Origin of the sequence: Comamonas sp. AG1104 (genome assembly GCF_003350425.1) — a bacterium.
Classification (GTDB): domain Bacteria; phylum Pseudomonadota; class Gammaproteobacteria; order Burkholderiales; family Burkholderiaceae_C; genus Comamonas; species Comamonas testosteroni.
The window spans coordinates 515389-541142 of record NZ_QQAS01000003.1; the positions used below are offsets into that span (position 1 = coordinate 515389).

The following is a 25754-nucleotide window of genomic DNA, read 5'->3' on the forward strand; positions in this document are numbered from 1 at the left end:
GTCTGCCACAAGGAACTTCACCATGCACACATTGCACCGTCTTTGCGCCGCTTGCGCCCTGGCCCTGGGTTTCTCCGGTGCCGTCCTGGCCCAATCACAGGGCGTGAAAACCCAGGATGTGAAAAACCTGCAAACGCTGCAGTCTGCCGCCGTTCTTTCCATCTCGCCCGCAGATACCCAGGCGTTGATGCAGAACTTCTCGGCAGTCCGTCCACGCTTCAGCCAGAACGGCGGAGAGACCCTGTACCAGGCCATCTGCCAGGGCTGCCACATGGTCAAGGGCGAAGGCGCCAAGGGAGCGGGCTTCTACCCTGCGCTGGCCTCCAACCCCAAGCTGGCAGCCGCTGCCTACCCGGCCTCGGTCGTCATGAACGGCCTGCACGGCATGCCGTCCTTTGCCAGCAAGCTGTCCGACGAGCAGATTGCCGACGTCGTGAACTATGTGCGCAGCAACTTCGGCAATCAGTACCCGGACAAGCTGTCTGCCGCCGACGTCAAACCCTTTCGCGTAACACCATAAATCCATTCAGGAGAGCACATGAACGTTCCATCCATCTTCAAGACCGCCACCACTGCCGCCCTGCTGGGAGCGGCAGTCCTGCTCACCGGCTGCGCTGCCACCACCTCCGGAAGTGGCGATGTCCTGCGTTACAGGACACCGGGCTCGACCTTCCCCATTGCTGCGGCCGTGGAGATTCCCACCGATGCACGCACTGTCTATCTCTCCGGCAAGGTACCGCCCGTGGTGGACAAGTCCAAGCCCGCCACTGATCCTGCGGCCTACGGCGGCGATACCGAGGGTCAGACCGTCGCCATCCTCAAGGGCCTGGAAGATCAACTCAAGGGCATGAATCTCGGCATGAGCGATGTGGTGAAAATGCAGGTCTTCCTGGTGGCCGATCCCGCCAAGGGCAACAAGATGGACTTTGCCGGCTTCATGCGTGGCTACACCCAGTTTTTTGGCACGGCTGCCCAGCCCAACCTGCCGGCACGCTCGGCCTTCCAGATTGCGGCCCTGGCCAACCCGGCCTGGTATGTGGAAATCGAGGTCGTGGCAGTGCGTGCCGCCAAGCCCGTCAAGTGATGCAACGACCTCTGCTCCAGCCTCTGGAAAAATAAACCGTGTGGCATTCATCGCCTGTCCCGTCAGCGATGAATGCCGATTCCAGCGCCGCTCAGTGGGGGGAGCCCGCTTCCTGCTGGGTGCTGCGCGCATCGAGCGCCAGGAAGTGATGGACCACGGGCTTGTCCGGCCCCTGGTGGTAGCGCAAAGCGGCGGCCTGCAGGTCGGCGTCGGCCCTGGACACACGACCATGCTGGCGCAGATGCTCGGCCCAGGACTCGACCAGGAACCACTCGATCACCCGACCCGGCTCGCCGGTGTGCTCGGCCACGCCCCAGGCATAGGCACCGTCACGACGGCGCTCCTGGGCCACTTGCTGCATGGCCCGGAAAAAGGCGGCCAGGTCTTGATGCGCAATCCGGTACTCGACCTGAATCATGACCGGGCCACGATCGTGGGCCAGGGGTGCGGCCAGCAAAGGCTCGGGCCAGTGGTTTGACGGCTGCAGATCGGCCTCGCCGGTGGGCAGCTTGACGCGGTGGAAGACCAGGGACACAAGCACCAGGCCCACGGCTCCGATCAGCAGCGTGACCGGCAGGCCCAACTGGCCGGCGATCAGGCCCCAGCCCAGGCTGCCCAGGGCCATGGCGCCGTTGAACACCATCAGGTAGATGGCGAGACCCCGGCCACGCACCCAGTTTGGCAGCACCGCCTGGGCCACCCCGTTGAGCGTGGTCAGCGCAACAATCCAGCCCAGACCGAGTACCAGCATCAGCGCCACTGCAGCCCACTGGGGCGGCGCCAGGCTCAGCACTGCCATCACCACGGCACTGACCACCGAGGCCAACAGCACCAGACCGTCGGTGTCGAGGCGCTTGCGCAGCTTGGGCAGCAGCACGGCGCCCAGGATGGCACCGGCCCCCACAGCGCCCAGCATCACACCGTAGAAACCGGCCGTGCCGCCCAGCATGCGGCGTGCCACCAGGGGCAGCAAGGCCCAGACCGAACTGGCGAACAGGAAAAATACCGCAGCGCGCAGCAGCACCACATGCAGTTCGCGGCTGGCACGGGCATAACGCACACCGGCCCGGAAGGCACCGAAGAACTGCTCGTTGAGCGCCGAGGCCTCGGCCTTGGGGCGTTTCCACCAGATAAGGGCAGCGATCACGAACACATAGCTGAGCACGTCGAGGCCGTAGGCGGCGGCCGCACCGAAGCTGGCCAGCAGCAGGCCGCCGGCGGCCGGGCCGATGGCGCGGGCGATGTTGATGCCCAGGGAGTTCAGGGCCACGGCGCTTTTCAGCTCGCTGCGCGGCACCAGCTCGGGCACGATGGACTGCCAGGTCGGGCCCATGAGGGCGGCGCCGATGCCGCCCACAAAAGTCAGGGCCACCAGGTATTCCACCGTGAGAGTGTTGGTCTGTGCCAGCACCAGCAGCGTGCCGCTCACGGCGCCCAGCAGCACCTGCACGCCAATGAGGAAACGGCGGCGGTCCAGGATGTCGGACAGCACACCGGCGGGAATCGCCAGCAGGAAGACCGGCAGCGTGGCCGCCGTCTGGATCAGCGCGACGGCCGTGGGACTGGACGAGAGTTCGGTCACCATCCAGGCGCTGGCCACATCGCGCATGAAGCTGCCGATGTTGCCCAGCACCGTGGCGGCCCACAGCACGGCGAAGACGGGAATGGCGAGCGGCGCGAAGCTGCCCGAGTTTTTGGTGGTGGTGGTGTTATCCGGCACGGTGGCCTCCCAGGTCGTGCCAGGCGACGAGCAGCATGCCGCCCACCAGGCCCCAATGTTCAAAAAATGCGTTGGCGCTGCGCTGGCGCTCGGCCTGCGGCGCCGCCCAGAAGCGGTCGGCCAGGAAGGCAGCGGCCACGGTGAAGATCGCCAGCGCCAGGGCGCCCGCCCAGCGGTACCAGCCCGACACAATCAGCGCTGAAGCACCCAACTGCAGCGCGATGGTGGCCACCGTGATGGGCACGGCCGGCGCCAGACCGAACTGGCGCATCTCGGCGACCGCCCCGCGGAAGTTGCGGGCCTTGTCCACCCCGCCCTGCAGGTAGGCGGCGCACAGGCACAGCAGGGCAAGCGACTGCACCCAGGGTGCGGTGGCGGCAGAGCGCAGCGCCTCACCCATGTCACACCGCCCAGCAGGCGCAGCCCAGCGCGCCCCAGAAGCCCTTGAGATCGGCCACGGGCAGCTTGCTGCTCCACGCCGTAGCGTGGGCGTGGCCGTGCATGTTGCAGTTGCTGTCGCAGGCGCAGCTGGCGGCGGCATGGCGCATCACGGACTGCAGCGGCGCGCCTTCCTGCACACCCCAGGCGCCATAGCCCTTGAAGGTGCGCACGGGCGACCAGTCGGGCATGGCCAGCGGCGGGGCCGATTCGTCGAAGTCGGCAAAGGCGCCGGCGCCGTAGACCACCTTGCCGCCCACCACGGTGAGCAGGGCCGAGATATCGGCGATGTCAGACTCGGGGCAGGCGAAGAAGTCGCGGTCGGGCACGATGATGTCGGCCAGCTGGCCAACCTGGATGCGGCCCTTCTTGCCCTGTTCGTTACTGAACCAGGTCACGTTTTCGGTCCACATGCGCAAGGCCTGGTCACGGCTCAGACAGTTGCGCTGGGGGGTGAGCTGCAGGCCGCCCACAGTCTTGCCAGTGATGAGCCAGGACAGCGAGACCCAGGGGTTGTAGCTGGCGACGCGGGTAGCGTCGGTGCCGGCGGACACGTTCACGCCCTTTTCCAGCATGCGCTTGACGGGGGGCGTGGCTTCGGCCGCAGCCGCGCCGTAGCGCTCGACGAAATATTCGCCCTGGTAGGCCATGCGGTGCTGCACGGCCACGCCGCCTCCCAGGGCCGCGATGCGGTCTATGGACTTCTCGGAAATGGTTTCGGCATGGTCGAAGAACCAGTTCAGGCCGGCCAGGGGCGTGTCCTCGTTTACCTTCTCGAACACATTGAGCGCACGGTCGATGGTCTCGTCATAGGTAGCGTGCATACGCCAGGGCCAGCGGTTCTGGACCAGGATGCGCACCACCTCTTCGAGTTCGCCTTCCATACCAGGCGCCAGCTCGGGCTGGGGCTGGCGGAAGTCCTCGAAGTCGGCGGCCGAGAACACCAGCATCTCGCCCGCACCGTTGTGGCGGAAGTAGTCTGTGCCCTGCTTGTACTGCGAGGTAGAGGTCCAGCGCAGAAAGTCGTCCTTCTCTTCCTTGGGCTTTTGCGTGAACAGGTTGTAGGCCAGGCGGATGGTGAGCTGGTCGGCATCGGCCAGCTCCTGGATCACGTCGTAGTCATCGGGGTAGTTCTGCATGCCGCCACCCGCGTCGATGGCGCCGGTCACACCGAGGCGGTTGAGTTCGCGCATGAAGTGGCGCGTGGAATTGACCTGGTAGTCACGCGGCAGCTTGGGGCCCTTGGCCAGCGTGGCATAGAGGATGGACGCATTGGGCTTGGCCAGCAGTAGCCCCGTGGGATTGCCGGCGCTGTCGCGCAGGATCTGGCCACCGGGCGGCTCGGGCGTGTCCTTGGTGTAGCCCACGGCGCGCAGGGCAGCTGCGTTGAGCAGGGCACGGTCGTACAGATGCAGGATGAAGACCGGAGTGTCGGGCGCCACGGCGTTCAGCTCGGCCAGCGTGGGCAGGCGCTTTTCCACGAACTGGTGCTCGGTGAAGCCGCCCACCACACGCACCCACTGGGGGGCGGGTGTCACGTCCACCTGGGCCTTGAGCATGGCCATGGCATCGGCCAGGCTCTTCACGCCGTCCCAGCGCAGCTCCATGTTGAAGTTCAGGCCACCACGGATCAAGTGCAGATGGTTGTCGATGAGCCCGGGCAGCGCACTGCGCCCGCCCAGATCGATACTCTTGGTCTGCGGGCCGGCCAGGGGCAGGACCTCGCGGTCGCTGCCGACGGCGCTGAAGCGGCCCTGGCTCACGGCCACGGCCGTGGCCGTGGGCTTGCCGCGGTCCAGGGTGGTGAAGCGGCCGTTGAACAGGATCAGATCGGGAGTGGTGGGCTGGGTCATGACGGTCTCAGGAAGTTCGGCGGCGCAAAGACTGCGCCGGGTTTCGTGGCAAGCAGGTAGATGGTGCGCTTTTTCAGCCTTCGTGGGCGCCGAACATGGTCTTGGCGTAGGTGATGCCGATGCCGTAGCCGCCGCCCAGCTTCTTGGCGATGCCTGTGGTCATGTCATAAGTCTCGGTGCGGGCCCAGTCGCGCTGCATTTCCAGCAGGTACTGCAGCGAGGTGATGGGCTGGGCTCCAGCCTGCACCATGCGGTCCATGGCGCGGTTGTGCGCTTCGGTGGAGATGTCGCCGCAGGCGTCGGCGATCACGAAGACTTCAAAGCCTTGGTCCAGGGCCGACAAGGCCGGGCCGACGATGCACACGCTGGTCCACAGACCAGCCAGCACGATGCGAGGCTTGCCGATCTCGTTGACCTTGTCGATCACGGCCTGGTCTTCCCAGGTATTCATCGAGGTGCGGTCCAGCAGGGCCTGGCCAGGGAAAGGCGAAGTCACTTCCTCGAACATGGGGCCGGAGAAGCTCTTCTCGGCCACGGTGGTCAGGATGGTGGAGGCCCCGAAACCGGCGGCGGCCGACGCGACCAGGGCGGCGTTGGAGCGCAGTTGCACGGGATCGATGGAGTGCGTGGCAAAGGCCATCTGCGACTGGAAGTCGATCATGATCAGCGTGTGGTCATAGGGGTTGAGCAGCTTGGCACCGGGCTTGGCGACGGCGACGGGATGGGCGATGGAGGCATTGGCGTTGGTCATGGTGAAACTCCTGGGTAAAAGGTGAGCGAGAGGCTGCAAGGAAAACAAGAAAGCAGAATGAAAACCGGAATGTGAAAACTGTTGCTTACAAGGTGGGCAGTTCGCGGGGACGCAGATCAAAGACCAGCACCTCGGCGTCTTCACCGTGATCGAAGCGCAGGGCCCCGGCGTTGCGAATGCGGGCTCCGTCGCCTTCGGACAGGCGCTCACCGTTCACGCTGAGACTGCCGCGGGCCACATGCACATAGACATGGCGCTCGGGCCCCACATCCAGCTCGGCGGATTCAGCGCCATCGAACAGGCCGGCATAGACCCGGGCGTCCTGGCGCACAGCCAGCGTGCCGTCCCGGCCTTCGGGGGCGATGATCAGGCGCAGGCGGCCGCGCTTGTCGGCATCGTCCACATGGACCTGCTGATAGCGTGGAGCGGCGCCGCGTTCGGCGGGCACGATCCAGATCTGCAGAAAGTGCACCGGGTCCTGGGTCGAGTGGTTGAATTCGCTGTGCTCCACGCCGGTGCCGGCGCTCATCATCTGCACGTCGCCGGGACGGATCACCGAGCCCGTACCCATGGAGTCCTTGTGCTCCAGTGCGCCGTCGAGCACATAGGAGAAGATTTCCATGTCGCGGTGGCCGTGGGTGCCGAAACCCTGGCCGGGGGATACATGGTCGTCATTGATGACCAGCAGATCCGAAAAGCCTTGCTGGTTGGCATCGCGGTAGTGGCCGAAGGAGAAGGTGTGGCGCGATTGCAGCCAGCCATGGTTGGCGCGACCGCGGTGGTTGGATGGGCGAACTTCAAGCATTTCTATCTCCTAAACAATCGATGGTGTTCACACTTCCTGCGGCTGGCCTGTCTGCCTTTTTCTGCTGCATTCCGTGTGGCGATGAATGAAGTATCCGTGGCCTGATATGCGGTTATGCTGAAAGAAAATCTTCTCAATCATCGATAATTTCGATGATTATTTTTCAGGCACCCCAATATGCTCAAACTCTCTCTGGAAGCCATCGAACTGGTGGACACCATTGCGCGCCATGGCTCGTTCGCCGGTGCGGCAGAGCGCCTGCACAAAGTACCGTCAACCATTTCCTATGCCGTCTCCAAGCTCGAGGAACAGCTGGGTCTGAACCTGTTTGTGCGCAACGGCCCGCGCGTCAGTCTCACGCCAGCGGGCGAAGAACTGCTCAAGGAAGGGCGCTGGCTGCTGGCGGCCGCGCGTCAGCTCGAATCGCGGCTGCGCCAGATCGCCACGGGCTTCGAGACCGAAGTGCGCCTGGTGCATGACTCGTTGATCCCCACCAGCGCCTTCGGCGCCGACATTCAGGCCTTCGAGGCGCTGAACAGCGGCACGCGTCTGCGCATCGGCAGCGAGACGCTGACCGGCACCTGGGAAGCCCTGCGCGAAGGCCGGGCCGACCTTATCGTGGCCGCGGGCGAAGGCCCGGCCGGCGGCGGCCACAAGGCCGTGGCCGTGGGCCAGCTCGATTTCGTGTTCTGCGTGACGGCCAGCCACCCGCTGGCGCGCCTGGGCCGGCCACTGGCGCGCAGCGACCTGCTGGAACACACCGCCGTGGTGGTGGGTGACGGCGCGCGCTCGCTGACCGATCGCACCGTGGGCCTGCTCACCGGCCAGCGACGCATCACCGTGCCGAGCATGCAGGCCAAGATCGAATGCCAGGCCGCCGGGCTGGGCCACGGCTTTGTGCCGCGCGCCTGCGTGCGTGTGGAGCTGGAGACCGGGGTGCTGGTGGAACTGGCGGTGGAAGAGCCGCGCCCGCCCGAAACCTTCTGGCTGGCCTGGCGCAGCGATGCCCGCGGCCGGGCCCAGCAATGGTGGCGCGAGCGCCTCAGCCGCCCACTGCTGCCGGGCATACTGCCCTATTGAAAACGGCCCTGCAACGCAAGGAGGCAGGGCCGTGGTGATGCGCGCCGACGAGGTCTGCGGCAACGGCTCAAGCCATGCCCGGGACCTCGCGAAGCTCAGGAAAAGGTCGATCAGTCCAGCTTCACGCCTGCCGCCTTGATGACCTCACCCCAACGCTTGGCTTCGGTGCGTGCCAGCTGGTGGAACTGCTCGGGCGTACCAGGCAGGGCTTCCATGCCGAAGTCGGCCATGCGCTTGACCACATCGGGGTCCTTGAACGCTTTTTGCAGGTCTGCATTGAGGCGCTGCACGATGGCTGGCGGCAATCCCTTGGGGCCCAGAATGCCCTGGAAGGCGTAGACCTCGGAATCCTTGAGACCCAGCTCGGCCAGCGTAGGCACATTGGGAAGATTGGGCACGCGCTTGGCCGTGCCTATGGCCAGGGCTCGCACCTTGCCGGACTGAATCACGGGCAGGCCCGATGCCAGATCCAGGAACATGCAAGGCACCTGGCCGCCCATCACATCGGCCAGCGCGGGCGCGGCGCCCTTGTAGGGGATATGGGTCAGGCTGGTGCCGGTGCGGTTCTTGAACAGCTCCATGGCCAGATGGTGGGGCGAGCCATTGCCGGGCGAGGCATAGTTGAGCTTGCCGGGGTTGGCCTTGGCATAGGCCAGGAATTCCTTGAAATCCTTGGCTTCGAACGCGGGGTTGACCACCAGCGCCATGGGGAAGCGGCTGATGCCGCCCACATAGGTGAAATCCTTGTCGGGGCTGAAGGGAAGCTTGCTGAACAAGTGTTCATTGAACGCCAGGATGGCGTTGTCGGCCGACATGATGGTGTAGCCATCGGGCTTGGCCGAGGCAACGAGCTGGCCACCAATATTGGTCGAGGCGCCGGGACGGTTGTCCACCACGATGGTCTGGTTCAGCGTCTTGCGCATGGACTCGGCCACGGTGCGGGCCAGCACATCGGTGCCGCCTCCGGGTGGGTAGGGCACAACCCAGCGCACGGGGTTGGCGGGCCAGTCCTGCGCCATGGCGAAGGGGGATGCGGCAGCAGCCGAGCTGGCTGCCACGGCAGCCAGGAATTGACGACGATCCATCGTTTGTCTCCTTGAGGGTGATGTAGGGGGTGTGGAATGATTTTTGGACCCCGCCAAGCTGCCTGCTTTTTTAGAATTGATAGCAGCTTGCGCTTGTCTCTATTCGGTTTTAATCGGTTTTGACTCCGATTTCTGTATGGGTGGCAGTTTGAAGCTCACGCGCTCGACCTGATAGCCTTTTTGCCGCAGCAGCTCGGGCAGGCCCATGGGCCCGACCATATGCAGCGCGCCTACGGCAGCAAACACCGTCTTGCCCTGTTTGAACTGGTTCGCGATGCCTTGCGCCATGCCTGGATTGCGTCCCTCCATCAGGCGCGCGTATTTAAGCCGGTCACGCTCGGTCTTTATGCAGTCACACCAATCGGCATAGTTCTCCAGCTGTCTTTCATTGCCGCTGGCCCAGATATTCGCCAGCTGCTGCAGGATTTGCGGGGACTTGGGATCTTCGAGCTGCTCCAGCCCCTCACGCACGCTCTCCTGGACCTCGAGAGGGTCGTCGGAAAGCAGCTCCTCAAGCTGGGTCTGCGCCGACTCCAGCCCCAGCACAGGCTTGTGCATGGCACCGGCCAGGCTTGCCAGTTGCAGATCGGCGCCAAACTCGGCCATCAGCCCATACCTGCGGCCTAGTTGACTGAGCAGCCCCAACAGCTGGGCGTCCGGACGTTGCGTGCTCAGATGCTCGGCACAGGCCTGCTTTCGCTGCTGCGCCAGCCTGGCCTCAAGCTCTGCGGGCAGCGCAGGGGCGTCGACACGAGCCTGGAAGCCTTCGATCAATTGCTGCATGACCTGCGGATTCAGCACATCGAGCTCCAGCGCCAGCAAATCCGTCGCAACCATGGCACGCAAGATGGTGCGGCCGGGCAAGATCCACTCCCGCTTGCCCACATGCAAAGTGCCGTAAAGCCAGCTGGTGCGCTCGCCGTCCTGCACGCGCCAGAGCAGGCCTCTGTCCTGCATCTGGGGGGCCATGGCCTGCACTTCGGCCGGCGTTGGCGGGCTGAACGACGGCGGGCAACTGCCAGCAGGTTCGGCTGCCGGCTCTGCCGCCATGGACAGGCCCGTCAACAAAGCGAGCGCCATGGCCGGCACGGCCTTCAGAGGCAAGATCCAGCGCGAGAGATTAAGACTTGGCATGAGCATGACGGCGGCAACGAGGGCTTAGTCTTCAGAGCTATCCACAGGCTGAGCTTCGGGCAAGTCATCCTTGCTGCCGCCGGGCGGCGCAATGTTCTGGTCGATGGCGCCGAAGATGCTCTGGCCGTCCTTGCCCTTCATCTCGATGCGAATGGTGTCGCCAAACTGCATGAACTCGGTCTTGGGCGCGCCGTCCTGAATGGTCTCTATGCAGCGCTTTTCGGCGATGCAGCTATAGCCCTTGGGCCATTCCGTGCGCTTGTTCTTGCCGCTGCCGGTCTCCACACCCTTGTTGCTCACCGTGCCGCTGCCCACGATGGAGCCGGCACGTACATTGCGGGTCTTGGCGATATGGGCGATCAGCTGGCCGAAGTGAAAAGTCATCTCCTCGCCCGCATCGCACATGCCGACCTTGCGGCCGTTCCAGGTGCTCTGCAGCGTCAGATGCAGACGGCCGCTCTTCCAGGCATCGCCCAGCTCGTCCAGTGTCACGGCCACGGGGCTGAAGGCGGTGGCGGGCTTGCTCTGGAAGAAACCGAAGCCCTTGGCCAGTTCGCCGGGAATCAGATTGCGCAGGCTCACGTCATTGGCCAGCATGACGAGACGGATGCCGTCGAGTGCATCCCTGGCATCCGTGCCCATTGGCACGTCGCCGGTAACGACGGCGATCTCTGCCTCGAAATCGATGCCCATGGCCGTGCTGGGCACGATCACATCGTCGCAGGGGCCGATGAAGTCATCACTGCCGCCCTGGTACATCAGCGGATCGGTGTAGAAGTTGGCCGGCACCTCGGCATTGCGCGCCTTGCGTACCAGCTCCACATGGTTGATATAGGCCGAGCCATCGGCCCACTGATAAGCTCGCGGCAGCGGTGCCATGCATCGCTGGGGATCGAATGGAAACGCGTGGCGGGCCTTGCCGTGATTGAGCTCGTGCGACAGATCCTGCAGCTGGGGGGCCATATAGCTCCAGTCGTCCAGCACCTGCTGCATGCGATTGGCAATGCCGGTGGCATAGCAGGCCTGGCTCAGGTCGCGCGAGACCACGACCAGTTGCCCGTCGCGCGAGCCATCCTTGTAGGTTGCCAGTTTCATTCTCTGTCCCTCTGCTCACGGCAGCGGTGCTGGCACAATGCCTGACAACGCTAGCCAAAATTACGATTGGTTAAATTGATTTAACTAAACAAAACACGATTCTATTGCAATGGAAAAGGAACGCGCAGGGATTCAGTCGGTCGAAGTGGGTTTCTCCCTCGTCGAGGCGCTGGCACAGGCCAGCGGACCGCTGATGCTCAAGGATGTCGCCGCCGCCGCCGGCATGAGTGCCGCCAAGGCTCACCGCTATCTGGTGAGCTTTCAGCGCATCGGACTGGTGACGCAGGACGAGCGCAATTCGCGCTACGACCTGGGTCCTGCGGCGCTCAAGATCGGCCTGGCCTCGCTGGCCCGCCTCGACCCGGTGCGTCTGGCGCGTGAACGCATTCCGGCACTGCTTGAGTCCCTCAACCACACGCTGGCCATCGCCGTCTGGGGCAACCATGGCCCGACCATCGTGCATTGGGAGGAGTCGGCGCAATCCGTCACCGCCAATCTGCGCCTGGGAGACGTCATGCCCATGCTGGCATCAGCAACGGGGCGCTGCTTCGGTGCCTGGCTGCCGCGCGAGGCGACGGCCGCGTTGCTGGAGCCCGAGATCGAGCGTGCGCGCAAGGCCAGACGCCAGGACCTGCCCCAGACCGAAGAGGCAGTTGCGAACATGCTGGCCGAAGTCAGGGCGCGCGGCACGGCCCGCGTGGTCGACACCGTGCTGCCGGGCATAGTGGCTTTTTGCGTGCCGGTCTTCGACGCGTCCGGTCATATCGTGCTGGGGCTCATGACCCTGGGCTCGCTGGCGACTTTCGACCCCGAATATGGTGGAGCCATTGACGCGCCGCTGCAGGCTGCTGCCCGCCAGCTGTCCAGCGATCTGGGCTGGCGCGCAGACCAGTCACACTGACATCCGTACTCTCCAAGTCACGCTCATGGGCCGCACCCTTCAGGCAAGCCAGACACGCAAAGTACTGCTACCCGTCACCGGCGTAGTGCTGGCAGCCCATGGGCTGCTGCTCTGGGGGCTGCCCGAGCTGAGTCAGCCAGACAAGGCCGTCGACGCCCAGATTGTGATGGAGACACGCATGCTTCAGGCGCCGCCTGCCCCACCACCGCCTGCTCCGCCGCCGCCCCCAAAATCGCCACCATCGCCGCCAAAGCCCCGACCGGCTCCCAAGCCGCGTGCTCCAGCCCCTACACCCGCTCCAAGCCCTGCTCCGGCGGAGCCAGAACTTGACCAAAATCAGCCTTCGGAGCAGAACCAACAAGCGCATTCAGCTCCAGAAACAGAAGCACCTTCGCCGCCCCCAGCACCAGAGCCTGCTGCCACTCCGATGCCAGAAGCGGAGGCTGAGCCACCCGAAGCCAATGGTGCGGACACGGCCCGCCCCATCCGGGTCACCCCCGCAGGCACACCCCCGCTGCCGCCCGGCACGGTGCTGCCCGTGACGCTGCCTAACTCCGCCACGCTGGAGTTCAATGCCTCGGGTCAGGTCAAGGGTTTTCAATACTCGGCCGGCGCACAGCTGCAGTGGCAGCATGACGGCCAGTATTACCAGGCCAGGCAGTCGATCAGCATGTTCTTGCTGGGCGAGCGCGCCCAGACCAGCGAGGGGCTGATCACGCCCAAGGGCCTGCAGCCGCTCAACTTCAGCGACAAAGGGCGCAAAACCCAGTCCGCCGCCTTTGACGTGGCCAGCGGCAAGGCGCACTACAGCGGCGGCCAGCCCGATGCGGCCATTGGCGATGGCGTGCAGGACCGCCTCAGCGTGTTTCTGCAGCTCTCGGCCCTGATGGCTGCCGCCCCCGAAAAATATCCGCCAGGCACACTGATAGAGCTGACCACCAGCAGCGCACGCTCGGCCGTGCGCTGGCAGTTCCGCGTGGGTGCCAGCGAGGCGCTGGAGCTGCCGTTTGGCAGTGTCATGGCGCTGCGCCTGGACAAGCTGCCCGGCAAAAGCAGCAGCGACCAGCACGGCTCGGTCTGGCTGGCACCGTCCATGCAATACCTGCCCGTGCGCATCAAGCTCACCCAGGGACAAGACGACTTTGTCGATCTGCAGCTCAAGAAATATCTGCCCACGCCGCAATAGCCTCCATGCTGCACCCTGGCGTAAACCCCGGGACCACCGCACCCAAAGCGCTTACTCGCCTCCCAGCCAAGGCCTGCAGCCTGCATCGGCTCGGGCTGAACGCTGTCGCGCCGTTCAAGGACTTGCCTACTACAGATCGGGAAAGCCGGTTGCCCACAACCATGTCAAATCCATGGAATACTGTGCCCAAGTGCCAAGAGCAGGCATTTCCACCTTGAAATGCGGCACCCTGTCGCCATATCCATGGCAGGCATGCTCATAACGGAAGTGAAAGGAGGAACACCATGCAAATGCTTTACGACTCTGAATCCTTTGCGGTGCTCCATCTGCGTCCCGATATGGAAGCAGACGCTCCGGCAGGCAAAGCCAAGGCCGAGACCGAGCAAGCCCATCAACTGCCCCGCCACGGCTTCGAGATCGTGGACAAGCGCTCGGGCAAGGAGGTGTATCTGGATGGCTCCTGGGCCGAAATGTTCCAGAAGCAGATCCTCGCCTGGCAGCAGGACGCCCCCACCGAGGAAGAGGTGGAGGAAATTCTCGACACCTACACGGGCCTGGCCCAGCAGCCGGTCATCATTCACTGAACACCCCCGCAAAAAAGCCACTCTTTCGAGTGGCTTTTTTGATGTCTGGGAACACGCTGAAGTGCCTGTCGGAAAAGCGCGATCCGCTATGGCTTTCTGCAAAGCAGCATCAACACGCCGGCAGGCAGCATGCAGCCAAAAAAGCCCAGCAGCCCCCCTCCCGCCCCCAGCACCAGCCAGTAGCCCCAGTCAATGCCCTGCTCTGCGCAGTGAATCTCGCACTGAGGGTTGTGCTCCCAGGCCATCCACATCAGAAGTCCGGCCACTACAAAGCCGACGCAGGCGCTGATAATCAGGATCGGCTTCCAGGGATTTCGCCTGCCGCGGATCATGGCCTCGTCCCCGGCAGCGCTCTGTTCAGCCACCGGTACAGCGGCGCCACCAGCAGCAGTACGGCAATCAGCCGGCAGACCTGGAAGGCCGTGACCACGGGAACGCCCAGTTGCAGTACCTTGGCGGTGATGGCCATCTCGGTAATGCCGCCCGGCGATGTGCCCAGCAGCAAGGTCACCCAGGGCAGGCCTGTGGCACCGTGCAGGAGCCAGGCAAAGCCCGCGCAGACTGCCATCAAGCCCACGGTACCCAGCGCCACCATGACCAGCCAGCGCGGAGCCGTGTGCAGGAATTCACGTCGAAAGCGTACTCCCAGGCTGACGCCGATCACCAGCTGGGCGGCATTCATCAACCATTGCGGCACAGCGGACAGCTCCAGGCCTGCCATGGTCAGGCCCATGGATACGGCCAGCGCGCCGAGAAACCAGGGGTTGGCACGCCTGAGCTTGAGCATCAGCAGTGCCCCCGCGCCAGTGGCCAGCGCCAGCCAGGCAAAGCCCGGCCATTGCACATTGCGCACGCTGGGCAGCGTCAGATCGGGGTCTCCCTGCAGCCCGGCCCATTGCAAGGCAAAAGGAATGCTTACCGTGACTATCACCAGCCGCAGGCTATGCGCCGCAGCAACCAGATCGGTGCGTGCATGCTCACGCTCTGCAAGCAGCGTCATCTCCGAGGCCGCGCCTATCGCACCCGAGAAATAGGTCGTGGCGCGCAGGCGCTCTTTGTCCATGCCCGGCTGCGCCAGCATGGAGGCCGCCTGCACGCGATACAGCCAGCGCCCGAAGACCCAGCCCAGCAGCAAGGCCCAGGCAATGGCCAGCGCAATCGCCCACCACAGGCCTGCCACCAGCTCGGTCACGGCAGGCGTGAAATACAGGCCCAGTGCGCCGCCTATCGTCCACTGCCCCAGATCACGCAACCTGGCCCAGCTTTGGGTGGGCGCTCCACCAATCGATAGCAGGGAGATCGAAATCAGCGGCCCCAGCATCCACGGCAGCGGCGTATGCAGCATCAGACAGAGCTGGGCGGCCAACCAGGCCAGCAGCAGGGTAGCGGCCACACGGGCCAGAAACGCGGGGGGAAGCAATACGGACATGTGCACGGGAATCCGGCAAGGCACGACAATGGACGCGCGACAGGGGCAATGCCCCGCAGTATCGCGGTAAAACTCGGTGGGCAAAGCCGGTACGAAATCTACAGCTACGAAGCCATGCCCCGTCTCAGACGAACGCAATCAGCTCATATGTGGACTTTCATTTCTGCGGCGCAGCCGCGCCAGCGCTTCAATCGTTTCAATCCTTCGGCCATGACGGCTCTTGCCGGCGCCCTGCTGCTGGGCGGCTGTGCCCATCAAAGCGCTCGGTTGACCTCCGACACAGAATGGCAGCGGACACTGGGCCAATGGGCCGGAACACCGATCATTCTGCTCGGCGAGCAGCATGACCAGATCGCCCATCACCAGTGGGAAGCCTCTACCGTGCGCCACCTGGCAGCGCAAGACAGGCTCGCAGCCCTGGTGGTCGAGATGGCCCCTGCAGGCGGCAGCACCCGGGGCCTTCCCGCATCGGCCAGCGACGAGGAGGTGAAGACCGCTCTTCAATGGGCTCAGGGCGGCGGCCCGGGCGGCTGGCCCTGGCAGGACTATGGTCCGGTGGTGATGGCTGCCGTGAAAGCCGGCGTGCCCGTGCTCGGCGGCAATCTGCCGCGCCCCCGGATGAAGCAGGCCATGGGCGAGTCCCGCTACGACGCACATCTGCCGGCTGCGGGCTGGCAGCTGCAGCTCGATGCCATCAAGGACGGCCACTGCGGCCTGCTGCCCGAATCGCAGTTCGCACCCATGGCCCGCATTCAGCTGGCCCGCGACGAAGCCATGGCCGGGGTGACTGAAACAGCGGTGCGCGAGCTGGGCCAGCCCGGCAAAAGCGTGCTGCTGGTGGCGGGCCGTGGTCATGTGCGCAGCGATATCGGCGTGCCGACCTGGCTACCTGGCGACTTCAAGCAAAAAGTGGCGATAGCCCAATCAGACAAGGCTCAGGCTGCTATCACGATGAAAGCAGACAAGCAGCTGACGCTGGAAGGCAATGCCTCCGAAGACCAATGCCAGCAACTGCGCGAACAATGGAAAAACAAACCAGCGCCCAAGCCTTGACAGGCTGATGCAGCGCTGGCGATCCTCAGTCCACGGTTGCGACAGACACCAGCGGCTGCCCCTCACGCGTCTTTTCCAGCAGGCGCGTGAAGTCTTCGGCCGGCAAGGGCCGGCTGCAGAAATAGCCCTGAAAGTAGTCACAGCCTTTTTGCTGCAAGAACGTCAGCTGCTCCTGGGTTTCCACGCCTTCGGCCAGGACCTTCAGACCCATGGCATGACCCAGGGCAATGACCGAGCTGCTGATGGTCATGTCGTCCGCGCTGTGCGGAATGTCGCGGATAAAGCCTTGGTCGATCTTGAGCAGATCAAGCGGAAAGCGCTTGAGGTGCGCCAGTGAGGAATAGCCGGTGCCAAAGTCATCAATGGCCAGGCGCAGGCCCAGTTCGCGCAGGCGGTTGAGCACGGCCAGCGCCTCTTCGGGCTTTTCGGCCAGTGCACTTTCGGTGATCTCCAGCTCCAGCAAGCTGGCCGGAAAACCCGACTTGTTGAGCGCATCGGCCGTGGCACCGGCAATATCGGTCAGCAAAAACTGATGCAGCGAGACATTGACCGCAATCGTCAGATCAGGCAGGCCCGCAGCACGCCATTGCTGGCCCTGACGGCAGGCCTCACCCAGCACCCACAGACCCAGCGGGCCGATGACGCCCGAGTTTTCCGCCACGGGAATGAAACGGGCCGGCGAGATCAGGCCTTCCTCTGGGTCCAGCCAGCGCAACAGGGCTTCAGCCCCCATCAGGCGTCCCGTCGCCAGCTCAATCTGTGGCTGGTAATACAGACGCATATGGCCCAGCTCCAGCGCACGGCGCAGGCGCGCCTCCAGCGCCAGGCGCTCGCGGGCGGCCTGGGTCATGTTTTCATGGAAGAAGCACCAGGCATTGGAGCCCCTGGCCTTGGCCCCATACACCGCCGCATGGGCGCCCTGCAACAGATCGTCGGCCGTCAGTGCATGGTCGGGATACAGACAGATACCGGCACTGACACTCACCACAACAGACAGCCCGTCTGGCGTGGTCCAGGGCTGGCCGGCGGCGGCCATCAGGCGCTCGGCCACGTCCACCGCGCTGTCACGACCGCAAATAGATTGCGCCACCACGCAGATTTCATCGCCCGCCAGGCGGCCAATGATGTCGCCGTGCCGCAAAGCACCCTGCATCTGCACAGCCACATGCCTGAGCACCTCGTCGCCGATGGAGTGGCCATAGCTGTCGTTCACGTCCTTGAAGCGGTCGATATTGAACAGCAACACGGCCATGCGACGGTTGGTGCTCTGACTCAGCTCCACCGCCTCACCCAGCATGCGCGTGAACTGAGAGCGGTTGGGCAGACCGGTCAAGGTGTCGCGATGGGCCAGAAACTCCAGCTGCTGCTCGCGCGCCTTCTCGGCCGAGATATCGGTGAACATGCAGACGTAATGCGTGACCTTGTCGTTGGCATCCTTGACCGCACTCAGCGACATGCGCTCGGGAAAGACCTCTCCATTCTTGCGCCGATTCCAGATTTCGCCTTGCCAGTGCCCTGTGGCATGCATGCTGGCCCACATGGCGTCATAGAAAGCCTTGTCATGTCGGCCGGACTTGAACATGCGCGGCGTCTTGCCCAGCATTTCCGCTTCGCTGAAGCCCAGCAGTTGCGTGAAGGCGTGGTTGACCGAGAGAATCCGGCTGTGTGCATCGGTTACCACCACGCCCTCGATGGTGTTGTCCACCACCGTGGAGGCCAGACGGCTGCGCTCATCGGCCTCACGACTCGCAGTCTGGTCGGAGAGCAGGCCCGAGATCCGTATCAGGCGTCCGCTCTCATCCTTGTAGGCCTGGCCGCGTGCGCGGAACCAGCGATACAGACCGTCAAAGCACAGCAGACGTGCCGTCAGCACCAGCATGCTTCCCTGCTCCAGCGCCTGCAGGGCCTGGGCGCGCGCGCCTGCGGCATCTTCGGGATGCAGGCGCTGTTGGAAATCGAACTCGCGAGCCAGATCCTGGCCCTGGTAGCGCAGCAAGGCGCTCATGCCCGTGGAGAAGTTCAGCCGCTGCTCCAGCGCATCCCATTCCCACACGCCATTGCCGCTGCCCTCCAGCGCCAGGCGCAACATGGTCTCGCTGCGCACCATGGCATTGCGCGCGCTCACCATCTCGCTGAGATCCTGCAACACGCAGACCAGGGCCACCGGCCCATCCACACCCGATGCCGCCACGCGACTGGTTGTGCACAGCACGGGCGTAACCTTGCCGGTGCCGGCATGCACGCATTGACGCAGCACCTGGAAGTAATCAGTGCTGCCGTCCAGCAGGCGCTGCAGCTGCAGAGCAACCTCGTCCTGGTCATTCACCGGCACCAGAACGCGAAAATCCTGACCGCGCAGCGACTCCACGCTGCGGCCCAGCCAACCCGCCAGCTTGGCATTGGCCCAGACAATCTCTGCCCCGCCCACATGCACGCGAGCCATTCCGGCCGGTGCGTGACGCACCACCAACTCCAGCTCCTGCGCCGTCTCCCGGCCACGCTGGTCGGCGCGCGCCTTGCGCTGCATGAACCAAAGTGCAACCAGCGCTGTCGCCAGCAACCAAACAATGAACAGGCCTATCTGCCAACGCAGCGACTGTCGATTCAGCGATACATCAAAATAGCCGAGCACGCCCGCCTGCGCCCCCAACCAAAGCATCCCCACGCACAAATAGAGGGTGACAATCACCCAGGGTGTGAGCGCAGAATGCCCCTCCTCGCTTTTCATGAATTTCCTTTGTCCGCAGGGTCCTCGCCTTGCTGCGACAATTGCCGAGCTATGACCCAAGCCTATATTTTGACTTTATCCTGCCCAGACCGACTGGGCCTGGTGCATGCCGTTTCCGGATTCTTGCTTGAACAAGGCGGCAATATTGAAGAAGCAGCGCAGTACAACGACCCGGTGACCGGCCTGTTCTTCATGCGCGTGCAGTTTGCCTGCGATGGCAAAGACGCCGCCGCTCTAAAGGCATCCGTTGCCGAATTAGCTGATCAATATCAAATGCAGTGGAGTTTGCACTCCAAGGCCGAGCGCATCAAGACCGTCATCATGGTCAGCAAGGAAGGCCACTGCCTCAACGATCTGCTGTTCCGCTGGAAGTCGGGCCTGCTGCCTATCGAGATCAAGGCCATCATCAGCAACCACCGCGAGTTCTATCAACTGGCGGCCAGCTACAACATCCCCTTCCATCACATTCCCGTGACTGCCGCGACCAAGGCCCAGGCCGAAGAGCGCCAGTACGAGATCATTGAGGAAGAAGGCGCCGAGCTGGTGGTGCTGGCGCGCTACATGCAGGTGCTGTCCAACGACCTGTGCAAAAAGCTGGCCGGCCGCGCCATCAATATCCACCACAGCTTCCTGCCCAGCTTCAAGGGCGCCAAGCCCTACTACCAGGCGCATGACCGCGGCGTGAAGCTGATCGGCGCCACCGCCCACTATGTGACGGCCGACCTCGACGAGGGCCCGATCATCGAGCAGGACGTGGCACGCGCCGACCACACCGACACCGTGGAAGACCTGACGGCCCGCGGCCGCGACACCGAGAGCCAGGTTCTGGCCCGGGCCGTGAAGTGGCATAGCGAGCGCCGCGTCATTCTCAACGGTCACAAGACCGTGGTGTTCCGCTAAATCCCTGGGCTTGGGATTGATCATATGACCCGCAGCCCCGGCACCTTGAACAGCATTACGGCCAGGCGGATTCCGCCGATACAGTGCCTGCTCACCTTCGAGGCTCTGGCGCGGCTGCGCTCGGTCACGTTGACGGCGGAGGAGCTGTGCGTCACGCCCAGCGCCGTCAGCCACCGGGTCAAGCAGCTGGAGCAGATTCTGGGCGCGCGGCTGTTCGGCCGCACGGATTTCTCGCTGACCACGGACGGCAGCTCCTATCTGGCCCATGTGCGTGAAGGCCTGGGCGCCTTGCAACGCTTTCCAGGAGCATCGGCCTCGCCTGGGCGCAGACGCCTGAAGCTGGCCGTCACCCCCACTTTTGCACGCGTGATCCTGATCCCGCGCCTGCGCCAGTTCACCGAGGCCTATCCGGAGATCGACATTGCGCTGCAGGTATCGATTCCGCTGCTGGACGTGATCGGCGAGGATGCCGACCTGATGGTTCGCTTCGGCGCCGGCCACTATGCCGATGTGGAGCACATCGAGCTGGCCCGCGACACGGTCACGCCGCTGGCCTCGCCCAGCTTCATCCGCGAACATGGCCCGTTCGAGCGCCCTGAAGACCTGGAAGGCATGCCGCTGCTGCGCAGCCCGCTGGAGCCCTGGCGCACCTGGTTCGCCGCCACCGGCCTCGACATGGCCGAGCCCAACGAAGGCTCGCAGTTCAACGATATCGGTCTGATGTGCGACGCCGCATCGGCCAGCATGGGCGTAGCCCTGGTACGTCACAAGCTCGGCGCCCCCTGGCTGGAAAACGGAACGCTGGTACGCCTTTTCGATGTCGATGCACCCAGCCCGCATGCCCACTACCTGTGCTGGAAGACCGGCATCATGGACCGCTGGGAATGCGCTGCCTTCGCTGAGTGGCTACGCAAGGCAATGGGCTGAGCTGCAACCCCAGCGGCTTCGCTGTGGCGCAGCTCTTGCTCGCCGCCCCTGGCCCGACGAGCAGCTCGTTGCACGGGCTGCTCGATGGATAACGAAGATGGAGCACTCACGGCATGAACCTGCAGCCCAGGCTTTACCCCGGCCTTGACCAGAACCAGGCACTCAACAGCGAAGCGTCTTCGCTGCTCATCCGCGCCTTGGCCGGCACGGGAAAGACGACCACGCTGGCCATCAAGGCCGCCGACCTGATCCGAACCCAGGGCGCACGCAACGTGCTGATGCTGGCCTACTCGGAGGCCGGCATCAAGGCCATTCAGGCTCGCCTGGACCGCCTCTGCACCGTGCGTCTCGAAGGCCTGCATCTGCTCACTCTGGAGCAGTTTTGCACGCGGATACTCGAAGAGCAGGGGGACCCTGTACCCATGCTCTCCTCCGGCCTGGAGAAGAATTTGCTCATCCAGCAGGCGCATGAAGCGCTGTCGCAAGAGGCCGAGCGGCATGCCGAGCTCGACATACCCGAGCTGGCGGACTACTTCGCCCGGCCTCTGGACATCAGTGCCTTCCTCGCTTTCGAGGCCCAGGCCAAGCAGTGCATGTTGGAACTCGACATCGACGACAGCGGCCTCGGCGCGCTGGCATATTGCCGAGACAACGCCCTGGACTACGGCCTGTACCGACTGTTGCGCAGCTATGAGCGGCTGCGCGCGGGTCCCACCCAGGAGCCGCTGTTCTATGCACCCGGCGACTGCACCTATGCGCTGGCCTGCCAGCTGGCCGCACTGGACTTCGATGCCGATTTCCCTCTGCTGCAGGGTCGCTTCGAAGCCGTGCTGTTCGACGAACTGCAGGACCTGGACGAGGCCGCGCTGCTGGTGCTGCGCCATCTGGCGCGCGGCAATGGGCGCTTCATCGGTGTCGGCGACTTCAACCAGCACATCCTGCCGGGCGCCTCCTCCATCTTTGGCGACAGCGCCCAGCGCATACTGCAGGAGCTGCCCGCGGACACCGGCCAGGCCACGCTCAACACGACCTATCGCTTCGGCCCCGTCATCTGCAAGGAACTGAACCGGCTCTTCGGCGTGGAGTTCGACGCCCACTACCGCAACGCCTCGGCCTGGTTCGAACATCGCCATGGCGATGACGAGGACTGCGCCCGGCAATTGCTGGATATTCATACCGCTGTGGCACACCTGCCCCGCAAACCGCAGGACCCGCCAGCCGTGCTGCGTGTCATCCTGCATTCGCCCGAAGATTCGGTACTGCTTGAATGGCTGTTCGCCCACGAGGGCGTGCACTATGCCTGCAAAGGCATGCAGCGCTTCTACCAGCGCCGCGAAATCGCCCTGGTGCTGGCCATGCTGTGGGCCATGCAGGGCTGCAGCGGCGGCGCGCTGCTCTCGCAAGGTATTCTGAACAGCGCAGCCAAAGGCCTGATGCGTTACGTGCGCCATGCCAGCCCGCCCGACCGGGATCTGCTGGCCAACGGCCTGTTCGACATGACTGCACTGGGCGACGCCCCGCCGGAGTCCGACACGCTGCGCATTGCCGCCGAACTCATGGGACAGCAAGCCGCCATGCGCCGCTTCCTCGCCGCCTACATCGCACCGGACTCCCCATGCGCCCGGTTGCTGGCCCTGCCCGCCGACCAGTGCGCCGATGCCGGCCAGTTGCTCCGGCACCCTCTGTTGCGACAGTTCTTTGCCCAGGCCCCCATCAGCCAGGACGAACTGCGCCAGTGTCTGGCCAGCCTGCAGGCGCTGTCGCGCATCTGCACCGGGCTTTCCGTCGATGAATTCCTTGGCCGCCTCAGCCTCATGGTCCAGTCGAGCATCGCGCAGCATCAGCGCCATGAAAAACCCAGCTTGCAACTGCTCACGGTAGAACGCAGCAAAGGCCATGAATACGAGTATGTGGCCGTACCCTTCGTCAATCCCGGGCACTTCTCGCCCAACGCGAACGACCCACAACGCAACATGCTCTACGTCGCCATGACCCGTGCCAGCAAGCGCCTGTGGATGCTGGAAAGCAGATGACGGCGCAAGGCCATGGGGCGATGCAGATCAAGCCCGTATCTCATAAGCGGGTCAAAACACCATAACGTCGCCCGCAGCCGACATAGCCACAGTTGCCCTCTCCCACCCTTGTTGCAGCCCTTTCACCATGGACTCACAACAACGAGGAGGAGACCCATGCAAACCCCATTGCGCTGCGCCTGGCTGCTGGCCACCGGCATCACCGCCAGCCTGACCCTGCATGCGCAGGAGAACAACCTCACCATAGGCGCCAGCTTGCCGCTGTCAGGCTCGCAGGCCGAGGCCGGCAAGGAAGGCCTGAGCATCATGCAGGCGCAGGTGGAGGCATTCAACAAGCAGGGAGGCCTGGGCGGCAAAGCTTTGACACTCAAGGTGCTGGATGATGGCTACGAGCCACAGCGCGCCGCCGGCAATGCACGTCAGCTGATCCAGGAAGGAGCCCTGGCCCTGCTCAATTGCTGGGGAACTGCCAGTTGCACAGCCATGCAACCCGAGGTTCAGCAAGGCCAGACGGCCCTGGTGGGCGTGATTGCCGGAGCCGGCAGCATGCGCCAGCAGCCGGGCCGTTTCGTCTATCCGCTGCGCGCCAGCACCCAGGCTGAAATCGCGGCTATGCTGCAGCAGATGCAGACCATAGGTCTGCGGCGGATCGCCATCGTTCACCAGAACGACGGCTTCGGCAAAGACAGCCTGCAAATTGCCCTGACCGCCTTTGCCGCCAAGGACCTCAAACCCGTCATCACGCTGGCAGTGGAAGCATCGGGTAGCAACACCCCGGACCTGGCCAGGCAGCTGGCCGCCCTGCCCGATCTCCAAGGCGTCATCGTGCTGGCGGGCGCCCCCGCCACCATAGGTCTGATCACCATGGCCAGACAGACTCATGTCACGGTACCGTTCTACAACCTGGCCGCCCAGGCCAACCGTGCCGTGGTGCAAGGGCTGGGCCCTTATACGCGCGGCATCGCCTTCACCACCCTGGTGCCCAGTCCCTGGAAGGGTGCGGTTCCGGCCATCAAGGACTACCAGCAGCTCCTCGGCCACAGCGGCATGCCGCCTGCCTCCTATCTGGGCCTGGAAGTCTTTCTCAACACCCGAACCCTGCTGGATGCGCTGCGTAAAGCTGCGCCCACAAGCAATCGAGCGGGCCTGCTGACCGCCCTCGACGCCATGGGCGAGATTCGCTACGGCACCATGCATCTGCGCTTCACACCGCCTCGCACCGGCTCCAGCTATGTGGGGTTGACCATGATTGATGCAAGCGGCCATTTCAGAGAATAAATCGACTCAATCGCTTACCCACAAATCGGTTGATGCTCTTATTTCTAAAGCATTCATAACTGTCATCGCAAAGCATTTCAAGCAGCTTTGCAATAAAGCTCACACCAAGGCGCGGGCGCATCCCCTACATTTGCAGGCATGACGTCCGCCAGCACATTCACCGATCTCGTCGCCACCTCCAGCACGGCGGCCAACGCCGCGCATCACCTGCCCGAGCCGTCCGAGCGCGCCAGGCGCCAGGCCGAGGTGCTGGCAGCACTGCGCCCCCATGTGCCGGCGCATGCCCTGCTCTATCAGAGCGAAGACACCACACCCTATGAATGCGACGGACTGACGGCCTACCGCCAGCGCCCGCTGCTGGTCTGCCTGCCCGAGACTTATGCACAGGTGCAGGCCGTGCTCAAGGCCTGCCATGCCATAGCGGCCCCCGTCATTGCGCGCGGCGCGGGCACCGGACTTTCGGGCGGCGCCATGCCTCACCCCATGGGCGTGACGCTGTCGCTGGCCAAATTCAACAAGATTCTCAAGGTCGATGCCTACAGCCGTACAGCCCTGGTGCAGTGCGGCGTGCGCAACCTCGCCATCAGCGAAGCCGCTGCACCTTACGGTCTGTACTATGCGCCCGACCCCAGCAGCCAGATCGCCTGCACCATCGGCGGCAACGTGGCCGAGAACTCGGGCGGCGTGCACTGCCTCAAGTACGGACTCACGGTGCACAACGTGCTCAAGGTCAAGGGCTTCAGCATCGAAGGCGATCCCGTCGAATTCGGCTCGGATGCACTCGACACCCCCGGCCTGGACTTGCTGGCCATCATGATAGGCAGCGAGGGCATGCTGGCCGTGGTGACCGAGGTCACGGTCAAGCTCGTGCCCAAGCCCCAGCTGGCGCGCTGCATCATGGCCAGCTTCGACGATGTGCGCAAAGCTGGCGACGCAGTGGCTGCGGTGATCGCGGCCGGCATCATTCCGGCCGGGCTGGAAATGATGGACAAGCCCATGACGGCTGCCGTGGAAGACTTTGTGCGTGCCGGCTACGACCTCACGGCTGAAGCCATCTTGCTGTGCGAGAGCGACGGCACGCCCGAGGAGGTCGAGGAAGAAATCGCCCGCATGAGCGAAGTTCTGCGCCACGCCGGCGCCACGGCCATCACCGTCAGCGAAAGCGAGGAAGAGCGTCTGCGCTTCTGGAGCGGGCGCAAGAACGCCTTCCCCGCCAGCGGCCGCATCAGCCCCGATTACATGTGCATGGACTCCACCATTCCACGCAAGCGTCTGGCCGACATCCTGCTGGCGATTCAGGAGATGGAGAAGAAATACCAGCTGCGCTGCGCCAATGTGTTCCACGCTGGCGACGGCAATCTGCATCCTTTGATCCTGTTCGATGCCAACAACCCCGACGAACTGCACCGCTGCGAGCTGTTCGGCGCCGACATTCTGGAAACCAGCGTTGCCATGGGCGGCACGGTGACGGGAGAGCATGGTGTCGGAGTGGAGAAGCTCAACAGCATGTGCACCCAGTTCACCACGGCCGAGAACGCCCAGATGTTCGCGCTCAAGGCGGCGTTTGATCCGCAATCGCTGCTCAACCCCGGCAAGGTGATTCCCACGCTCAACCGCTGCGCCGAGTACGGCAAGATGCTGGTGCGCGGCGGACAGATTGCCCATCCCGATCTGCCGCGCTTTTAACCTC

The 25754-nt window shown here is 64.1% G+C and carries 23 protein-coding genes; 12 read left to right on the forward strand and 11 right to left on the reverse strand.

What is annotated here, in order from left to right; translation table 11 throughout:
* Positions 1-22 precede the first annotated feature (22 nt).
* Together DFO48_RS10845 and DFO48_RS10850 are read left to right on the forward strand one after the other, a co-directional pair.
* A complete protein-coding gene (locus DFO48_RS10845) occupies positions 23-520 on the forward strand; it encodes a cytochrome c (protein WP_003073688.1) in 498 nt (165 codons plus the stop codon).
* Between the two features lie 18 nt (positions 521-538).
* Entirely contained in the window at positions 539-1084 is a 546-nt protein-coding gene (locus DFO48_RS10850; protein ID WP_114863373.1) for a RidA family protein, read from the forward strand.
* Positions 1085-1175: 91 nt separating this feature from the next.
* Here DFO48_RS10850 and DFO48_RS10855 read toward each other — a convergent pair whose 3' ends face one another.
* From DFO48_RS10855 to DFO48_RS10875, 5 genes are all read right to left on the reverse strand, one after another.
* Positions 1176-2804 (reverse strand): MFS transporter, encoded by a 1629-nt coding sequence (locus tag DFO48_RS10855; protein ID WP_114863374.1) that lies wholly within the window; start codon positions 2802-2804, stop codon positions 1176-1178.
* Entirely contained in the window at positions 2794-3204 is a 411-nt protein-coding gene (locus DFO48_RS10860; protein ID WP_003073695.1) for a DoxX family protein, read from the reverse strand. The genes DFO48_RS10855 and DFO48_RS10860 overlap by 11 nt, the downstream gene beginning before the upstream one ends.
* 1 nt (position 3205) lies before the next feature.
* On the reverse strand, positions 3206-5095 hold the full coding sequence (locus DFO48_RS10865; protein ID WP_114863375.1) for an amidohydrolase: 1890 nt from the start codon (positions 5093-5095) through the stop codon (positions 3206-3208).
* 73 nt (positions 5096-5168) lie between these two features.
* On the reverse strand, positions 5169-5846 hold the full coding sequence (locus DFO48_RS10870) for an isochorismatase family protein (RefSeq protein WP_114863376.1): 678 nt from the start codon (positions 5844-5846) through the stop codon (positions 5169-5171).
* Between the two features lie 85 nt (positions 5847-5931).
* Complete coding sequence (locus DFO48_RS10875) at positions 5932-6651, reverse strand: pirin family protein (RefSeq protein ID WP_114863377.1); 720 nt, start codon at positions 6649-6651, stop codon at positions 5932-5934.
* A gap of 177 nt (positions 6652-6828) precedes the next feature.
* Here DFO48_RS10875 and DFO48_RS10880 point away from each other — a divergent pair, with 177 nt between their 5' ends.
* Positions 6829-7731, forward strand: a complete 903-nt coding sequence (locus DFO48_RS10880; RefSeq protein ID WP_003050708.1) for a LysR family transcriptional regulator — start codon at positions 6829-6831, stop codon at positions 7729-7731.
* A gap of 110 nt (positions 7732-7841) precedes the next feature.
* Here the strand turns inward: DFO48_RS10880 and DFO48_RS10885 are convergent, their stop codons facing one another.
* From DFO48_RS10885 to DFO48_RS10895, 3 genes are all read right to left on the reverse strand, one after another.
* Positions 7842-8816, reverse strand: a complete 975-nt coding sequence (locus tag DFO48_RS10885; protein WP_114863378.1) for a tripartite tricarboxylate transporter substrate binding protein — start codon at positions 8814-8816, stop codon at positions 7842-7844.
* Between the two features lie 99 nt (positions 8817-8915).
* On the reverse strand, positions 8916-9950 hold the full coding sequence (locus tag DFO48_RS10890; protein ID WP_370449568.1) for a TraB/GumN family protein: 1035 nt from the start codon (positions 9948-9950) through the stop codon (positions 8916-8918).
* A gap of 24 nt (positions 9951-9974) precedes the next feature.
* Positions 9975-11045, reverse strand: coding sequence for a fumarylacetoacetate hydrolase family protein (locus tag DFO48_RS10895; RefSeq protein WP_114863380.1), 1071 nt, complete (start codon positions 11043-11045; stop codon positions 9975-9977).
* A gap of 109 nt (positions 11046-11154) precedes the next feature.
* Here DFO48_RS10895 and DFO48_RS10900 point away from each other — a divergent pair, with 109 nt between their 5' ends.
* The 3 genes from DFO48_RS10900 (at position 11155) to DFO48_RS10910 (ending at position 13716) form a co-directional block, all read left to right on the forward strand.
* Positions 11155-11946: an IclR family transcriptional regulator gene (locus DFO48_RS10900; RefSeq protein ID WP_114863381.1), complete on the forward strand. Its 792-nt coding sequence runs from the start codon at positions 11155-11157 to the stop codon at positions 11944-11946.
* A 427-nt stretch (positions 11947-12373) separates the two neighbouring features.
* Positions 12374-13132, forward strand: a complete 759-nt coding sequence (locus DFO48_RS10905; protein WP_370449569.1) for a DUF3108 domain-containing protein — start codon at positions 12374-12376, stop codon at positions 13130-13132.
* Positions 13133-13416: 284 nt separating this feature from the next.
* Positions 13417-13716: a DUF3567 domain-containing protein gene (locus DFO48_RS10910; protein WP_003073714.1), complete on the forward strand. Its 300-nt coding sequence runs from the start codon at positions 13417-13419 to the stop codon at positions 13714-13716.
* Positions 13717-13802: 86 nt separating this feature from the next.
* On the opposite strand, the gene DFO48_RS10915 is transcribed toward DFO48_RS10910, so the two are convergent.
* Both DFO48_RS10915 and DFO48_RS10920 read right to left on the reverse strand, forming a co-directional pair.
* A complete protein-coding gene (locus DFO48_RS10915) occupies positions 13803-13967 on the reverse strand; it encodes a hypothetical protein (protein ID WP_233506373.1) in 165 nt (54 codons plus the stop codon).
* A gap of 77 nt (positions 13968-14044) precedes the next feature.
* Positions 14045-15145 carry an AbrB family transcriptional regulator gene (locus DFO48_RS10920; protein WP_114863384.1) on the reverse strand — a complete coding sequence of 367 codons (1101 nt, stop codon included), beginning with the start codon at positions 15143-15145 and terminating at the stop codon, positions 14045-14047.
* Positions 15146-15292: 147 nt separating this feature from the next.
* Here DFO48_RS10920 and DFO48_RS10925 point away from each other — a divergent pair, with 147 nt between their 5' ends.
* Positions 15293-16198: a ChaN family lipoprotein gene (locus tag DFO48_RS10925; protein ID WP_114863385.1), complete on the forward strand. Its 906-nt coding sequence runs from the start codon at positions 15293-15295 to the stop codon at positions 16196-16198.
* Positions 16199-16223: 25 nt separating this feature from the next.
* On the opposite strand, the gene DFO48_RS10930 is transcribed toward DFO48_RS10925, so the two are convergent.
* Positions 16224-18926, reverse strand: a complete 2703-nt coding sequence (locus DFO48_RS10930; protein WP_114863386.1) for a GGDEF and EAL domain-containing protein — start codon at positions 18924-18926, stop codon at positions 16224-16226.
* Between the two features lie 51 nt (positions 18927-18977).
* Here DFO48_RS10930 and purU point away from each other — a divergent pair, with 51 nt between their 5' ends.
* From purU to DFO48_RS10955, 5 genes are all read left to right on the forward strand, one after another.
* Positions 18978-19826, forward strand: coding sequence for a formyltetrahydrofolate deformylase (gene purU, locus DFO48_RS10935; protein ID WP_003073733.1), 849 nt, complete (start codon positions 18978-18980; stop codon positions 19824-19826).
* A gap of 24 nt (positions 19827-19850) precedes the next feature.
* Positions 19851-20753, forward strand: a complete 903-nt coding sequence (locus tag DFO48_RS10940) for a LysR substrate-binding domain-containing protein (protein WP_114863387.1) — start codon at positions 19851-19853, stop codon at positions 20751-20753.
* Between the two features lie 113 nt (positions 20754-20866).
* Complete coding sequence (locus tag DFO48_RS10945) at positions 20867-22786, forward strand: UvrD-helicase domain-containing protein (RefSeq protein ID WP_114863388.1); 1920 nt, start codon at positions 20867-20869, stop codon at positions 22784-22786.
* 156 nt (positions 22787-22942) lie between these two features.
* The gene (locus DFO48_RS10950; RefSeq protein ID WP_003073742.1) at positions 22943-24064 is read left to right on the forward strand and encodes an ABC transporter substrate-binding protein; all 1122 of its coding nucleotides are present in this window, start codon (positions 22943-22945) and stop codon (positions 24062-24064) included.
* Positions 24065-24202: 138 nt separating this feature from the next.
* Positions 24203-25750 carry an FAD-linked oxidase C-terminal domain-containing protein gene (locus DFO48_RS10955; protein WP_114863389.1) on the forward strand — a complete coding sequence of 516 codons (1548 nt, stop codon included), beginning with the start codon at positions 24203-24205 and terminating at the stop codon, positions 25748-25750.
* The last annotated feature ends 4 nt before the right edge of the window (positions 25751-25754 follow it).

What these genes read in the sequence shown, in the direction of transcription:
- DFO48_RS10850 (WP_114863373.1), top strand. Translation starts at nt 539, where the DNA reads ATGAACGTTCCATCCATCTTCAAGACCGCCACCACTGCCGCCCTGCTG.
- DFO48_RS10845 (WP_003073688.1), top strand. Translation starts at nt 23, where the DNA reads ATGCACACATTGCACCGTCTTTGCGCCGCTTGCGCCCTGGCCCTGGGT.
- DFO48_RS10895 (WP_114863380.1), bottom strand. Translation starts at nt 11,045, where the DNA reads ATGAAACTGGCAACCTACAAGGATGGCTCGCGCGACGGGCAACTGGTC.
- DFO48_RS10925 (WP_114863385.1), top strand. Translation starts at nt 15,293, where the DNA reads ATGTGGACTTTCATTTCTGCGGCGCAGCCGCGCCAGCGCTTCAATCGT.
- DFO48_RS10950 (WP_003073742.1), top strand. Translation starts at nt 22,943, where the DNA reads ATGCAAACCCCATTGCGCTGCGCCTGGCTGCTGGCCACCGGCATCACC.
- purU (WP_003073733.1), top strand. Translation starts at nt 18,978, where the DNA reads ATGACCCAAGCCTATATTTTGACTTTATCCTGCCCAGACCGACTGGGC.
- DFO48_RS10900 (WP_114863381.1), top strand. Translation starts at nt 11,155, where the DNA reads ATGGAAAAGGAACGCGCAGGGATTCAGTCGGTCGAAGTGGGTTTCTCC.
- DFO48_RS10945 (WP_114863388.1), top strand. Translation starts at nt 20,867, where the DNA reads ATGAACCTGCAGCCCAGGCTTTACCCCGGCCTTGACCAGAACCAGGCA.
- DFO48_RS10910 (WP_003073714.1), top strand. Translation starts at nt 13,417, where the DNA reads ATGCAAATGCTTTACGACTCTGAATCCTTTGCGGTGCTCCATCTGCGT.
- DFO48_RS10915 (WP_233506373.1), bottom strand. Translation starts at nt 13,967, where the DNA reads ATGTGGATGGCCTGGGAGCACAACCCTCAGTGCGAGATTCACTGCGCA.
- DFO48_RS10930 (WP_114863386.1), bottom strand. Translation starts at nt 18,926, where the DNA reads ATGAAAAGCGAGGAGGGGCATTCTGCGCTCACACCCTGGGTGATTGTC.
- DFO48_RS10920 (WP_114863384.1), bottom strand. Translation starts at nt 15,145, where the DNA reads ATGTCCGTATTGCTTCCCCCCGCGTTTCTGGCCCGTGTGGCCGCTACC.
- DFO48_RS10885 (WP_114863378.1), bottom strand. Translation starts at nt 8,816, where the DNA reads ATGGATCGTCGTCAATTCCTGGCTGCCGTGGCAGCCAGCTCGGCTGCT.
- DFO48_RS10890 (WP_370449568.1), bottom strand. Translation starts at nt 9,950, where the DNA reads ATGCCAAGTCTTAATCTCTCGCGCTGGATCTTGCCTCTGAAGGCCGTG.
- DFO48_RS10955 (WP_114863389.1), top strand. Translation starts at nt 24,203, where the DNA reads ATGACGTCCGCCAGCACATTCACCGATCTCGTCGCCACCTCCAGCACG.
- DFO48_RS10870 (WP_114863376.1), bottom strand. Translation starts at nt 5,846, where the DNA reads ATGACCAACGCCAATGCCTCCATCGCCCATCCCGTCGCCGTCGCCAAG.
- DFO48_RS10905 (WP_370449569.1), top strand. Translation starts at nt 12,374, where the DNA reads ATGCCAGAAGCGGAGGCTGAGCCACCCGAAGCCAATGGTGCGGACACG.
- DFO48_RS10880 (WP_003050708.1), top strand. Translation starts at nt 6,829, where the DNA reads ATGCTCAAACTCTCTCTGGAAGCCATCGAACTGGTGGACACCATTGCG.
- DFO48_RS10865 (WP_114863375.1), bottom strand. Translation starts at nt 5,095, where the DNA reads ATGACCCAGCCCACCACTCCCGATCTGATCCTGTTCAACGGCCGCTTC.
- DFO48_RS10940 (WP_114863387.1), top strand. Translation starts at nt 19,851, where the DNA reads ATGACCCGCAGCCCCGGCACCTTGAACAGCATTACGGCCAGGCGGATT.
- DFO48_RS10875 (WP_114863377.1), bottom strand. Translation starts at nt 6,651, where the DNA reads ATGCTTGAAGTTCGCCCATCCAACCACCGCGGTCGCGCCAACCATGGC.
- DFO48_RS10860 (WP_003073695.1), bottom strand. Translation starts at nt 3,204, where the DNA reads ATGGGTGAGGCGCTGCGCTCTGCCGCCACCGCACCCTGGGTGCAGTCG.